This window comes from Bartonella sp. AA23NXGY (assembly GCF_042197165.1).
In the GTDB taxonomy this organism is placed as follows: Bacteria; Pseudomonadota; Alphaproteobacteria; order Rhizobiales; family Rhizobiaceae; genus Bartonella.
Window position 1 is genome coordinate 20,424 of sequence record NZ_JBHIRO010000011.1, and the last position, 14,422, is coordinate 34,845.

General features: G+C 39.4%; 12 protein-coding genes and 1 pseudogene. 4 read left to right on the top strand and 9 right to left on the bottom strand.

Annotation, left to right across the window (positions count from 1 at the left end):
• Window positions 1-469 precede the first annotated feature (469 nt).
• Both ACFINY_RS06965 and rpmB read right to left on the bottom strand, forming a co-directional pair.
• The gene (locus tag ACFINY_RS06965) at window positions 470-1,153 is read right to left on the bottom strand and encodes a VUT family protein (protein WP_375612236.1); all 684 of its coding nucleotides are present in this window, start codon (window positions 1,151-1,153) and stop codon (window positions 470-472) included.
• A 120-nt stretch (window positions 1,154-1,273) separates the two neighbouring features.
• Window positions 1,274-1,591: a 50S ribosomal protein L28 gene (gene rpmB, locus ACFINY_RS06970; RefSeq protein WP_375612235.1), complete on the bottom strand. Its 318-nt coding sequence runs from the start codon at window positions 1,589-1,591 to the stop codon at window positions 1,274-1,276.
• 296 nt (window positions 1,592-1,887) lie between these two features.
• On the opposite strand from rpmB, the gene ACFINY_RS06975 reads away from it, so the two are divergent.
• From ACFINY_RS06975 to ACFINY_RS06985, 3 genes are all read left to right on the top strand, one after another.
• Window positions 1,888-2,670 carry an SURF1 family protein gene (locus ACFINY_RS06975; RefSeq protein WP_375612234.1) on the top strand — a complete coding sequence of 261 codons (783 nt, stop codon included), beginning with the start codon at window positions 1,888-1,890 and terminating at the stop codon, window positions 2,668-2,670.
• A 553-nt stretch (window positions 2,671-3,223) separates the two neighbouring features.
• Window positions 3,224-4,843 (top strand): bifunctional phosphoribosylaminoimidazolecarboxamide formyltransferase/IMP cyclohydrolase, encoded by a 1,620-nt coding sequence (purH, locus tag ACFINY_RS06980; protein WP_375700941.1) that lies wholly within the window; start codon window positions 3,224-3,226, stop codon window positions 4,841-4,843.
• 346 nt (window positions 4,844-5,189) lie between these two features.
• Complete coding sequence (locus ACFINY_RS06985; protein WP_273790070.1) at window positions 5,190-5,342, top strand: DUF1127 domain-containing protein; 153 nt, start codon at window positions 5,190-5,192, stop codon at window positions 5,340-5,342.
• A 925-nt stretch (window positions 5,343-6,267) separates the two neighbouring features.
• On the opposite strand, the gene ACFINY_RS06990 is transcribed toward ACFINY_RS06985, so the two are convergent.
• The 3 genes from ACFINY_RS06990 to htpX form a co-directional block, all read right to left on the bottom strand.
• The gene (locus tag ACFINY_RS06990; protein ID WP_375689033.1) at window positions 6,268-8,013 is read right to left on the bottom strand and encodes a heparinase II/III family protein; all 1,746 of its coding nucleotides are present in this window, start codon (window positions 8,011-8,013) and stop codon (window positions 6,268-6,270) included.
• Window positions 8,014-8,077: 64 nt separating this feature from the next.
• On the bottom strand, window positions 8,078-9,442 hold the full coding sequence (locus tag ACFINY_RS06995; RefSeq protein WP_375700942.1) for an RsmB/NOP family class I SAM-dependent RNA methyltransferase: 1,365 nt from the start codon (window positions 9,440-9,442) through the stop codon (window positions 8,078-8,080).
• Between the two features lie 47 nt (window positions 9,443-9,489).
• Entirely contained in the window at window positions 9,490-10,536 is a 1,047-nt protein-coding gene (htpX, locus tag ACFINY_RS07000) for a zinc metalloprotease HtpX (RefSeq protein WP_375612229.1), read from the bottom strand.
• An 83-nt stretch (window positions 10,537-10,619) separates the two neighbouring features.
• Between htpX and ACFINY_RS07005 the strand changes: the two genes are divergently transcribed.
• Window positions 10,620-10,835: a DUF1674 domain-containing protein gene (locus tag ACFINY_RS07005; protein WP_375612228.1), complete on the top strand. Its 216-nt coding sequence runs from the start codon at window positions 10,620-10,622 to the stop codon at window positions 10,833-10,835.
• A 135-nt stretch (window positions 10,836-10,970) separates the two neighbouring features.
• On the opposite strand, the gene rpsP is transcribed toward ACFINY_RS07005, so the two are convergent.
• The 4 genes and pseudogenes from rpsP to ACFINY_RS07025 form a co-directional block, all read right to left on the bottom strand.
• Complete coding sequence (gene rpsP / locus ACFINY_RS07010) at window positions 10,971-11,345, bottom strand: 30S ribosomal protein S16 (RefSeq protein ID WP_375612227.1); 375 nt, start codon at window positions 11,343-11,345, stop codon at window positions 10,971-10,973.
• 16 nt (window positions 11,346-11,361) lie between these two features.
• Window positions 11,362-11,690 (bottom strand): annotated as a pseudogene (locus ACFINY_RS07015) (chorismate mutase).
• A 24-nt stretch (window positions 11,691-11,714) separates the two neighbouring features.
• Entirely contained in the window at window positions 11,715-13,283 is a 1,569-nt protein-coding gene (gene ffh / locus ACFINY_RS07020) for a signal recognition particle protein (RefSeq protein ID WP_375612251.1), read from the bottom strand.
• Window positions 13,284-13,513: 230 nt separating this feature from the next.
• Window positions 13,514-14,170: a carbonic anhydrase gene (locus tag ACFINY_RS07025; protein ID WP_375612226.1), complete on the bottom strand. Its 657-nt coding sequence runs from the start codon at window positions 14,168-14,170 to the stop codon at window positions 13,514-13,516.
• Between the last annotated feature and the right edge of the window lie 252 nt (window positions 14,171-14,422).

Consider the following 14,422-nt stretch of genomic DNA (forward strand, 5'->3'; position numbering starts at 1 on the left):
AATCAATATACTTTCAGCGCCTAATATTGCACTTTTATTGCATTAAAGCTCTTCATAAGAAGTATTTCTTTCTCAAATGACGTTGTCCGCACGCCAATTCCTCTTATAACATAGGCAAGCAAATGATTTTTATTAACTCAATATAAGAGTATTTAAAACGCGTAAAATTTTATGATATTGGGCTCTTTCACTCAAATGAAAAATATAAGTTATCATTTTAAATCAATCTATTAATAAACATCAGTTGCAATTTCTGTCACATTGAATCATTTGTAAAAGCATATTTAGCCCCTTCTCAAACAAATGACTTTATCTTTTCCTCACAAGAGAATTTTGAAATAAAAAAGCGTTTTGTGTTGGAGTTCTTACTTAAGTTGGTAAATGATAAAGTATCCATTATAACTAACGTGTCACACCAAGCATAGCGTACAATTTTCTTGGCTTCAGGAAAACAAAAAGACAAAAATCCTTATTTGTGACAAACAAAAGAGGAATCATCTTTTGAATGACATTGATAAAGAGGAAGCTTTACGATGTTAAGAATTGTCCCATAAGGAATCAACATCAACAGACTCATAATAATTTTTACCGAAAAATCACCAAAAGCAAGCGATAGCCAAACTGGCATGCCTATCCCTCCCAAAACAGTACTCTCCACCAGTGAACTATCTGCATACCCTGTTATCTTATCAAAAACAGCAAACGAGCTAGAAAAAGCAAGAGCAAAAAACAGCACTGTATCCAAAGCTGAACCAACCAACGCTGCTGCTAAAGGTGCTTTCCACCATGTTTTACGTCGCAAAGGAGTAAAAACCACAATATCAAGGAGTTGCCCAAATAAAAATGCAAAACTAGAAGCAAGTGCAAGCCGTGGTGTCGCCAATATCCAAGAAACAAAGACACCCGTAAAAAAACCAGCATAAACCACACGCCGCGCAGCAGATGGACCATAAAAACGATTGGTCAAATCATTGATTAGAAAAGCAAATGGATAGGTAAAAGCCCCGTAAGTCAACAGCTCATTCAAATCAAACCAATAGACAGGATATTGAACTAAAATATTAGAAGCCGTGACAGCAAGGCACATTGCAAAAATAGAAAAAACAACATACCTTTTCTTTTGCTGTTCTAATAAAAGACCGCTTGAAGACATTTTTTTTAACCTGGGATATGGAACCAATAAAATGAAACGATCAACCTGCAAAAAACCTAACTTCTAGAACAGAAAACCGAAATCAAAGCATTAATAAACCAAAAAGAATGGCGCTAACAATTATGCTGCCTGTTCAGCCTTTTGCTCACCTTCTTGCTCAGCTTTTTTCTTAATGATTTGGCGTTTTAGCAAACGCGCACGTTGCGACAACTCTTTATCGTCTGCTTTAATCAAAAAACCATCAAGACCACCGCGGTGCTCAACAGAACGCAATGCATTTGCTGAAATACGCAAGCGATAACTTTGCTGTAACACCTCTGAAATCAATGTCACATTGCAAAGATTTGGTAAAAAACGACGCCGAGTCTTATTATTCGCATGGCTAACATTATTACCATACAGAACCGTCTTCCCTGTCAATTCACATGCACGAGACATAAACTTCACCCTTAAACTCTAAGAAACTTTCAAATCCCCATACCCAAAGGACACAATGAACGCAAAACACGCGCAATGCAACCTTGAACGGGCATCATTGGGAAGTTTCTTTCTAATAGGGGGTCGACAACAAAAGGTCAAGTCTTTTATAAAACCTTTTTCATCTCTTGTTGGCTTATTTTTCATCTTTTTCCTCAATAAGGCGTGCAAATTCTGCCAAAAAGCGTACAAAATGTTTCTTTTAATATATACCATGTTAGAATAAAAGCCTATTGTCCCGAAAGGAAGCACAAATCATGAGCAAAAAAGACCCCCCCATGACAAAGCTTCAGGGAAATTCTTGCCGTTTTTCTTCTTTTTTATTTGGAACTTTATGTATTTGTTTTTTTCTTCTCTTCAGTGCATTAGGTATATGGCAAGTACAACGGTTAAACTGGAAAACAAATCTTATTACCAGTACCAATCAGCGCATTCATTTACCCCCCATAAAAGCCCCTCCAAAAAATCAATGGTCAGATGTTACTTTTGAAAAATATGAATATCAACCTGTTATTATCACAGGAAAATTTTTAACAGATAAAAATATTTTAGTCACTGCTGCCGCTCAAAATACTACAGGCTATTGGGTTTTGACTCCCTTACAAACTGCTGATAATATACTGATCTTTATCAACCGTGGCTTTATCCCTATGGATGAACGTAACAATTTTCAAAACACAGAGCAATCGCATACAAATGCCTTATCTCAGCAAAATTCTACCACGGACACAGAACAAACAACGATTATAGGTTTATTACGCATGAGTGAAAAAAATGGATTTTTCCCGCGTAAAAATAATCCTGACAAAAATTTATGGTATACGCGCGATCTCCCCGCTATGGCACAAAAACTTGGTTTGTCCACTGTTGCCCCTTATTTCATTGATGCCAGAAAAACATCTCCACAAGCAAAACTTCCCGTCGTTGGTCTTACGATTATCCATTTTCGAAATAATCATCTCGTTTATGCAATCACGTGGTTTATTTTAGCTGCTGGTGTGTTAGGAGGTTTTCTTTTTCTGCTACGGCAAAAAAACTAAAAAAATACCTTTTCCATCTCAAGTAACAAAAATTTTTAGAATCTTGAAAACTGATAAAGAGAACAAAAGCTACCAACTTGCGCCTTTGTTAAATATCGTCATAAACGCTTTTGAAAAATATAAAGTTAAATTTAAAAATGATAGGAAAAATAGGCTCTCATTTTTGTCTTTATAATTTTATATTCTTGCTTCATTAGATTATTTCCCATTTCAGAGATTACTCCAATCGATACACGCAATACTTTCGCCTTCATCTAGTATAAAGGCTAATATAGCAGAGAACATACGGATGCATTTTTTGTTTCACAACTGCTATAAAAATGAGATATTGAGTTATAAGCAACAAAAAAACATTTAATGTCTCAATGAGACTTTTATACCTATCATCACACCTCAAATGAGAGGTTTTTACAGGATAATAGAAAAAGGTGAATCATCCTATATTCTAAAAAGACAGTTTATCCTTTCAGTGTATTTTGCTAAAGGCTTATGCTATAAACGTATAAGCGTGTTTTACTAGAATTTTAACTCTTTCATTTTTAAGGCTTCTGTTATGGGTGTTGTTGCCAAAAATTTTCCCATACCTGATCTTCATCGGGTTCGTCGTGTTCTCTTTTCTGTGTCTGATAAAACGGGTGTGGTTGCTTTTGCACAAGCCCTTCATGCTACTTACAATGTTGAATTAATTTCAACAGGAGGAACAGCAAAAACCCTCATAGCGGCTGGTTTACCCGTAAAAGATGTTGCTGAAGTTACTGGATTTCCTGAGATAATGGATGGGCGTGTAAAAACACTCCATCCTTTGATTCATGGTGCTTTGTTAGGAGTAAGAGAAGATCCTAGCCATAGGGAAGCTATGGAAAAGAACAGCATTCATGGAATTGATCTTTTAGTGGTGAATCTTTACCCTTTTGAAGAGACGATCCTTTCGGGAGCTGATGGGCAAACGACTCTTGAAAATATTGATATCGGTGGACCGGCGATGATTCGCGCTGCGGCAAAAAATTATGCTTATACCGGTGTTGTAACAGCGATAAAAGATTATGATTCGATTCTAGCTGAATTAAAGCAGCATAATGGATGTTTAAGCTTATCTATGCGTCATCAGCTAGCAATGCGCGCTTATGCACACACCGCTGCCTATGATACGGCAATAGCATCGTGGTTTGCACGGGATTTAAAAATTGAAACTCCATCATGGCAGAGTTTTTCCGGTCATCTTGAAAGTGTTATGCGCTATGGGGAAAATCCACATCAACAGGCAGCATTTTATCGCAATAATGAAAAACGTTTTGGTATTGCAACAGCAAAACTTTTACAAGGCAAAGCGCTTTCTTATAACAATCTGAATGATACAGATGCAGCCTTTGAACTTGTGGCAGAATTTGATCCGCAAAAAACCGCTGCTGTCGCTCTTATTAAACATGCCAATCCTTGTGGTGTTGCGGAAGGAGAAAATTTGAAAGACGCTTATTTGAAAGCTCTTATGTGTGATAATGTATCGGCATTTGGTGGAATTGTTGCTTTAAATCAAACCCTTGATGAGGAATGTGCTGAAGAAATTGTTAAAATTTTCACAGAAGTGATTATTGCTCCTGATGCCACAATGGCGGCACGTGAAATTATTGCCAAGAAAAAAAATCTTCGTTTGCTCATTACAGGTGGAGTTCCTGATCCACGCTGTGGAGGACTTCTTGCGAAAACACTTGCAGGAGGCATTTTAGTACAATCACGTGATAACGTGGTAGTCGATGATCTTAAATTGCAAGTAGTGACAAAGCGGGCACCAACTCAAGATGAAATGCGTGATCTTCAATTTGCTTTTCGTGTAGCAAAGCACGTTAAATCAAATGCTATTGTGTACGCGAAAAATAGCGCAACAGTTGGAATTGGAGCCGGACAAATGAGCCGCATCGATTCAGCAAAAATTGCTGCAAGTAAAGCAGCAGAAAGTGCGCAAAGAGCAGGCTTAACAGAAACTCTCACAAAAGGATCTGTTGTTGCATCAGATGCATTTTTTCCTTTTGCTGATGGTTTATTAGCAGCAGCTGAAGCAGGAGCAACAGCAGTTATTCAACCAGGAGGCTCCATGCGTGATGAAGAAGTTATCGCCGCTGCTGATGCACAGGGGTTAGCGATGGTTTTTACAGGAACACGTCACTTCCGCCATTAATAATTTTGCTGCTTTTCTTTTCGTATGAGACAAATGTTTCAAGGAATTTTTCATAATTATCGTATGACTATTGATAACTGTTGAAATGGAAGCAGTTATTCAATCCAAAGAAGCTACACGTGAAGAAGTTTATCACCGCAGAAAATGCACATAATTTAGCCATTGGTTAGGGATAAGATGTTCTTGTTGATATTTTTAATGGTTACCCTTTCGCATGAGGAAAATGTTAAAGGGACATTATCTTGTATGTAGATGCATACCTGCTATGATATTATAACACAACTCTTTTTAGTAATATACTCTATTCTTAAACTAAAGAGTGTAATGAAAAGTTTGAGTAGGGGATATGAATATTCTACGTTTTTATAGTAATTGGCGCCGTTATCGTCGAACCGTTAATGCGTTAAGTCGTCTTTCAACATATGAACTTAGTGATCTTGGAATTTGTCGAGGTGATATTGATTCAATTGCACGACGTTATTCGCGTAAATCTTTATGAAAATTGTTTAAGATATTTGAGAGAATGCTTTGCTATAAAAAAGCGCGCATTTTGTGGTTTGTTATTATAACTTCATTTTTAGTATAATAACAAAGAGCAGAAGAGTTATTTTTCTCGGCCATTGTTATGTATTGTTTCTCGAATTTTCAATGCTTCTGTGATGTACAACATTTGATTTGTAATAATAATTTAGCGTTATTCATATTAAATTAGAACCCCGAATACCGTAAAATTCTTCCATTTCAAATCTGTGTATGTTGAATCAACCAAAACCATTCGCCTGCACGTTACAAGCGCGGGGAGAGCTGTATGGATAAAAGCTATTAAGAAAAGGCTAAAAATGCCTCTTATGAACTATCTCTAGTGCCAAGAGCTTGTTACAAACATTGGGCACTGATCAATAGTGTGATAGTGCCGAACTGCTCCTTCATAAGCATAAAGATGGGGGGGCTTAATGGATTTACCGTTATACCCATCACGGGCATCGTCGCAAAATAGCTTGGAAGCGTTAAGGAATTTTTCTTTAAAATAAGTTCGTGAATATACAATACAATAGCGCTCTGTTTTTCGTGAAGAACGTAATCCTATTAATGCAACTCTCTCAGAGAGAAATATTGATCCCAACAGCACACTTAAAAATTTATCGAAGATAAGAACGACTTAATTTTCTCTCTATATCTTTAAAGGATCAAAATCCTTAACTAGTACTCATCTGTCAACAATGGTCTTTCAAAAACCTTTTTTTCTGAAGCCAATTCCTTTAGCATCACCTCATGAGATTCTATGAGCAAACCTTGCCTAAAAACATCCAACCCATACTCCCAAAAAATGCTTCGTGTATAAAATTGATATGATCTTCAAATTTTGAGAATATTACCACAATAAACGATGATGTTTTGCGACACGCAAGATAAAACGCAATATACTATGGGTTGGAACAATGTTCTAATTTTTTATCAAACGCTTTACGGATAAAACGCCAACGAACTTTTTCCTGAAATGCAGGACGAAAATATAAAACAATCTGTTGTGTCCGTTGTGGACCTGTTAATTCTGCAAAATCAATCGAATCTTCAAGACAAATATCTGCGTCAGGCGATATAAAATACCATATTTGTTCACTCTTCACGTTCTCATTCTTTACGGCTAAACACACACGTTTGCCATCATAGTTAACTTCAACTTGTGGATGAAGATGAAACCGAACAGCAACATGATTTTGTTCATTTTGCACACTCTTGTGTCTCTTTCCCCCTTTATTTGGCATAAAAAAGCGATCAAAACCTTCAATCGTATCTCCATTTGTCGCCAAAATAAGACCACGCTCATGAATAAGATTAAAGGGTCGCATATAACCATTATGACTCGCAATAAAACCCGTCTTCTCTGAATCCTCTATACGGCACACTTGAACGTCTGTTGGTCCATCAAACAAAAATGGCGCGCCATTTTTGTTTTTATGATAAAAAGCACCCACTGAACAATCATTAAGCGTAGCTGTTGAATGTGCTGCAGTAACACGCCCTAAATGTCGATACTCTTCCCGCCCATCAGGATTAACACCGGCATTGATAATAAAACGGTGCCCTTGTGAAGACATTTCAAAAGACAAACACCCCGAACAAGCCTGCTGTGCTACAGAGCGAGGTGGAAACTTTCCTGTATCTGCAAGCACTGTTGTTTGATTGGCTTTTAAGCGCTGAAATCCTGAATAACGGGCATAACTAAAAGGATGTCCTCCTGTTTCATCAAGCTCCAAAAGTGATGATAATCGTTCCGATACAAGGGGACCAACCCCATTAAAATGGGCCAACGTTTGATCCTCATGGATAAAGAATCGTAAAGCTGGCAACATACGCTCAACAGAATCAATCAAAATACGGGGTGCTGTTTCATTGCTACGCATAAAAAGATGCCGTAACGACAATAAATCCGATAACAAATTCAGCAAAATAACAGGACTACGGGAAATATGCCCACCATCAACTAGGATTTGACGGGAAAGCTCCTCTATAAGTGTGGTTTGTACCTTTTTTTTCACTGCCGCTGAAACAGGCAAAGCAAGAGATGCGAATGTCAAAGCCACTGCTGCTTGTAAACGTTGATCATTGTGCTCCATACTACAAACTGTTACGCGCAAATAACGAAATTGCAAACCAAGTGCACGTAAAAAGCGTTTTTCAAACCGTTCACTTGCCCCTTCTAACAACATTTTCGAATGACAAATCCATGAAATCAAGCGCCGCGCCACAACAGGATCACTCCAAGCAAGCCCTTTTACCTTCTTACCAGCATGGTCAAACCAGTCTTCTAAAAGAGAGCGTGCATGTGCAGAAGCTAAATCACTTCCTGCTGCCTCCATATGGCGCAACCAATGAAAATCATGTAGAGCCGCTTCCCATTCTAGCGTTGGTGGAACCAATGAAAACGGCGAAACAGCACCAGAATGAACAATGTGACCAGCAAAAGCAAAACGACCATGATAAAATTCATGCGCCATCATCGGATCAGCTACATGCAAATCCATGGGATGCGCTAAAATTTTATGAGGACGAAACCCTGAAAATCGCCAACGAAACAATGGTCCAACCCATAAACGCCGCATAACATTCTGTATCGTATCGATACAGGCTGCCACTTTTACCTGAGGAGCTTTTACCGCAACCGCCAAAATTTCATCTCCATTTATGCTGAATCAAATACAATTTCGACCATTTTTGTAAATGAAGCGTTAATTAAGCAATTTTTCGTAAGCGCGCAGCGAAAAAACCATCCATTCCTAAAAATACGGTTTTCTCAGCATCAAAATTTTTATGACAAAAATCCGCAGGCGTTGTCCGTAACATCCCCCCACAAAGCAAATGTTCCAGTGCTCCCATTTCCTCTGGATAAATAGGGTCTAAAACAATGTCATTGCGTGTCGATAAAATTTTCTCAATAAGATGTTCACCTTCTTCTCTTGCCAATGAACAATTGGAAAAAACAATCCGCCCCCCCTCCTTCACCAAAGAAATTGCTGCGACAAGCAAATCATATTGCAACGCCGCTAACTTGACGATATTTTCCCTCGATTTCGTCCATAAAATATCCGGATGACGACGGATTGTTCCTGTAGAAGAACAAGGAGCATCAAGAAGAACCGCATCAAAAAGCTGTGTTGAATGGAAATTTTTCACATCGCCCTGCCAAATATGAACTGAAAAATGAAGCCGTTCCATATTTTCTTTTAAACGCTTTATGCGGTTAGCAGAAAGCTCAATTGCTGTCACTTCTGCCCCCTGCAAAGCCAATTGTGCTGTTTTCCCCCCAGGGCTTGCACAAAGATCAGCAACGCGTTTACCCTCAATATTCCCAAGTAAACAAGCAGGCAAGGCTGCGGCAAAATCTTGAACCCACCAAGCTCCTTCACAATAGCCTGGTAAATCAGAAACAGAACACTCCAGACGATTCAATCGAACAGAGCCATTAGGCAACACAACACCGCCAAGTCTTTCAGCCCATCCAACGCTATCAGATTTCACTGTCAAATCGAGAGGGGGTTCCATACTTTGAATTGCTATAATCTGATGTGCCTTTTCTGTTCCATAAGCTGATATTAAAAGCTGTCCAAACCACGCTGGCACACCTTCAATGGTAGGAACTTGTTGGCGTAAAGGCTCTGCCTCACGTGCAACATTGCGCAAAAGAGCATTCACCACCCCTGAAAAACGGCGCATTCGAGGATCAAGTTTCGCCACACGCACAGCTAAATCAATAGCCGCATGATCGGGAATATCAAGATAAAGAATTTGTGCAACACTGATATGCAAAAGATGCTGAAGTGAAAGTGCTTGTGAAGGCAAAGGACGCGCCAAAAAGCGTGAGAGAGCCGCCATAATCTGCCCTCGATGACGCAATGAAGCTGTTAAAATAGCCCGACATAACAAACGATCTCGTTGTGAAAGCTTCAAATATTGTGGATGTCCGTGTTCATTATCCGTCAAACCAGACAGAGGCGTGTACTTATCAACTACCGCCCCCAAAAGACGCACACACACCTGTCGAACAGCTAATCCTGGAACATTTTTTTCAGACACATGCCCCGCTTTTTTGTGTTTCAAAACACCACCTTTATATCACAGTTTTCTCAAGAGCTCTCTCAATAATTCTATGAACGAGATCTTTTTGAATTTTCATAACGAAGCCAAGAAGGACGTTTTGTAACACGCTGAAAAGAACTGTTTTCTTGTTCACCTAATACATGAGCCTGACCACTATGAAAATCTGCATAATTCATCCCGCTGCTTTTTTCATGTATAGCGTCTTCTTTATTCCATCCCACACTTTTGGTAAGAGCCCCTTTCATCTCTTCTGCTTGCCGATAAAGAGCAGCAATACGATTTGCAGTTGCTGGATGTGTCGAAAAAAGACTATCCGCTCCCTCACCGCTCAAAGGATTAATAATAAACAGATGCGCGGTTGCTGGATTATGCTCTGCTTCTTCATTATATACCCCATGCGCCCCATCAGCAATTTTACGCAATGCCGAAGCCAACCATAAAGGATTACCACATATTTCAGCCCCTCTCCGATCCGCAGCATATTCCCGTGTACGGCTAATCGCCATTTGCACCAGCATCGCTGCAAAAGGCGCCACGAGCAATGCAATAAATCCTCCAATTGCCCCAGCGCCATGAGAATCTTCTGAAGAGTTACGCTGTCCTCCCATAAAGAAAGCAAAATTACCAAGCATTGAAATTGCCCCTGCAATCGTTGCGGTTAGAGTCATTGTTAACGTATCACGATGCTCAATATGTGCGAGCTCATGCGCCATAACGCCGGCAATTTCCTCAGCGCTTAACCGCTCTAACAACCCAGTACTTGCAGCAACAGCTGCATTTTGCGGATTACGTCCCGTTGCAAAAGCATTTGGCTGTGCATTCTCAATAACATAAATTTTTGGTTGAGGAAGAGAAGCTTTTTTAGCTAAATCGCTTACAATCTTATAATAAACTGGTGCTGAATGCTGATCAACTTCACGCGCCCCGTACATGCGTAAAACGATTTTATCTGAATTCCAATAAGAAAAAAAGTTTAAACCACTTGCCATTAAAAGAGCAATGACCATGCCACCACCCCCTCCAACAAGATAACCAACTCCCATAAAGAGAGCAGTTAAAAAAGCCAAAAGCATAGCTGTACGCATTATATTCATTACTCAAAAAACTCCATGATAAAAGTCAATCAATACTATATGATGGTGTTTTCTTTCTGCTTCTTCAATGGAATAGGTGTAAAATGAATAAAAAAGATGAGAAAACAAGCAAAAAAAATGCAACTGACGTTAAACAGCAATCTCTTTCTCCCGCAGCACAACGCGCTCTCCAAGAAGCTGAAGAAAGACGAAAACACGCAGCAAAAAAAGAACAACCTTTAGAAAATGGTGGACGCGGCGGCAAGGACCCTTCCCGCTATGGAGATTGGGAAATTAAAGGCCGCGCCATTGATTTTTAAAACCATTGATTTAAAAAAACCAACGCGATTTAAACAAGCAGCTTTTTAAAGAAGATCCGTTTTTGATAGACAAAAACGGATAATATTTATTTTTCTAAAGCTTTTAAAAACACGTTGATTAAACAACCATGCTTCTTATGCTGTAGCAGATTCTGCTTCAGCCGCTGCAGCTGCTTCTTCTGCCGCTTGCTTTGCTGCTGCTATACGTTCTTGTGCTTTTTTACCCGGTTCACCTTTATGTGGATTATTACGAGTTGGACGCTTTTTCAAGCCAGCTGCATCTAAAAACCGTAAAACGCGATCTGTTGGTTGAGCCCCTTGCCCAAGCCAATATTGGATACGTTCTTCATTAAGTTTCACCCTCGGTCCATCTTTAGGCAACATTGGATCCCATGCACCAACACGTTCAAGAAACCGCCCATCGCGCGGACTACGAACATCTGCAACGACGATATGATAGTAAGGACGTTTTTTTGAACCTCCACGGGACAAACGAATTTTCAATGCCATATTTTATCTCCTATTGTCAGCTCTGGCTTTCGTTTAAATTGACTTTTTTGTTTTTTGCTCTTCAGCAATAACTTCATGATGACTCACAACTTCTTTAATAATAAATTTTAAAAATCTTTCAGCAAAATCAGGATCAAGATGACTATCTATAGCCAATTGCCGCAAACGCGCTACCTGATATTGCTCACGCAGAGGATCTACTTTAGGCAAATCATAACGGGCTTTTAAGCGCCCAACAGCTTTCGTACAACGAAACCGCTCTGCTAAGATATGAATCAAGGTTGCATCAAAATTATCAATGGATGCTCGTAAATGTGCCAATTCGTTTAATACTGTTTCCTGCATTATATTCCTTTCCCTCTTTACATCTTATTTTTTCTTAGGATGCTGAGGAAAATTTCCCCCATCGACAATGCCATTGGAAAGACCAGGAAATGTAGGTCCACGCTTAGGAAGTCCGGGCAAGAGCTTCCCTCCATTACCATTTTCAATTTGCTTTTGAAGCATTGAGAATTGCTTTGGATCCAATCCCGACAAATCCGGTATAGCTGGAGAATCCCCTCCCAAGTTTCCCATACCACCAAAACCCATTTTGGAACCAAGGCCTCCCAACATTTTTCCCATAAAACCACTTTTTCCTTTACCACCCATGGCTTTCATCATATCAGCCATTTGGCGATACATCTTCAAAAGTTTATTAATATCAGCCGCTGTCGTACCAGACCCCTTAGCAATTCGTTGTTTGCGGCTATGTTTTAAAAGCTCTGGATTCGCCCGCTCTTTGGGTGTCATAGATGAAATAATGGCCAATTGACGATCAAACAAACGATCATCAAACCCCGCAGCCGCAATCTGCTCTTTGACCTTCCCCATTCCTGGCAACATGCCCATAATACCGCCCATTCCACCCAGTTTTTTCATTTTCTGCAACTGTTCTGCAAGATCATTCAGATCAAATTTTCCGGCTTGCATTTTTTTTGCAAAAGCAGCAGCTTTCTCGTGATCCATTGTTTCAGCAGCTTTTTCAACCAAAGAAACAATATCCCCCATTCCGAGAATACGATCAGCAATACGACTGGGATGAAATTCTTCTAAAGCATCTATTTTTTCACCAGTTCCAATTGCTTTAATTGGTTTACCTGTAACAGCACGCATAGAAAGAGCAGCGCCACCACGCCCATCACTATCCATCCGTGTTAAAATAATCCCCGTAATCCCGACACGCTCATCAAAAGAACGAGCAAGATGAACGGCATCTTGCCCCGTCAAACTATCAGCCACCAACATAATCTCATGAGGAAGGGAACATGCTTTAATTTCAGCCAATTCGAGCATCAAAGCTTCATCAATATGATTACGTCCTGCTGTGTCAAGAAGAAGCACGTCATAACCACCCAATTTAGCAGCCTGTACGGCACGTGATGCAATATCAACGGGCAGCTGACCCGCAATAATAGGCAAGCTTGCAAGTTTTGCCTGTTCTCCCAATTGGCGCAATTGCTCCTGTGCAGCGGGACGGCGTGTATCTAATGACGCCATGAGAACTTTTTTATTGTGCTTATCAGTAAAACGTTTTGCAAGCTTTGCTGTTGTGGTTGTTTTTCCCGAACCTTGCAAACCAGTCATCATGATAACAACTGGAGCTGGTGCATTTAAATCACTCAGAACGCTTTCACTTCCAAGAATATGAACCAATTCATCATGAACAATTTTAACCACCATTTGGCCTGGTTTAATTGATTTAACGATTTCGGCCCCAACAGCTTTTTCCCGAACTCTATCGGTAAAAGAGCGCACAACATCAAGAGCAACATCAGCTTCCAATAAAGCGCGACGAATTTCACGCAGCGCCTCTACAACATCCTGATCCGATAAAGCGCCACGTCCCGTCAAATGAGACAGGATAGAACCAAGTCGCTCTTGCAAGGATTCAAACATCATTTACCTCATTGTTGCATAACAAACAAACCAAAATAGCATCCGAGAACGCATCGCGCCGTCGGATGTTGACCTCTGAGATCTCTTTATACCCTTAAACTGGGGTCTCAGTCGGTGGCTCCAAGTTAATTTTGTCACTGAAAGCTTGCTCCTTCAAACAATAAAACCCCAGCTTTGTCAAGTTTTATCATAAAATATCTTTTTATACGAAGAAATAAAAACAACAAATACTATACTTCAAAACTTTCAACTTCAACACGCATAAAACAACCTGTTTCCTGTTCCATGCTCCATAATTTTCCGCTAGAGATATCAAACCAAACACCATGCAATGTCAAAAAACCTTGATCTTTGCGAAGCTTTATCCACGGAAACGTCTCTAAATTTCTCAACGAATGGCGAATAGAAAGCTGCTCTAATGCCGTCTGTTTTTCTGGCCAAGACAGCGACTTATTATTCAAAACGATTTCTGCTGCTGGTGCTAAGAGACTTATCCATTGACCGATAAAATCATTTGATAATAAAGATTTATATGTCTCATTAAGAGCAGTACGAATGCCTCCACAATGGGCATGACCAAAAACGACAATATGTCTCACCTCAAGCAATTGCACAGCATATTCAAGAGCTGCTGATGTTGCGTGATATTGGTCATCAGGAGAAAAAGGAGGAACCACATTCGCCACGTTGCGCAGGGTGAAAATTTCCCCTGGCTTAGCATCAAAAATCATTTCTGGTACTGCACGCGAATCACAACAAGCAATGACCAAAACTTCAGGTTTCTGCCCCTCAATCGCCAATTGCTGATAATCTGCTATTTTATATAAAAAATGATTGTTTATAAAGTTTTGGTAACCACTTAAAAGTCTTTCTGGTAAATGCGCCATTCTCTCTTTACTTTTGCTTCTTTTTTTACTTTCATTTTGTATATTTTAAAAAACAAACTATTAACATACAAAAATACTAAAAGTGCCCTTTCCTTGAAGCAAAATATTTCTTTAAAGTACAAAATATTACTAAAAAATAGCAAAAACAAACTCATTCTTTCCAAATAAAGAGCTATTTTCTTTAGAAAGAAGGTGTTACAGTATATAAAAAATATAATGGTCTGCTTTTAATAAAGACCCCTTAAGAGCAAA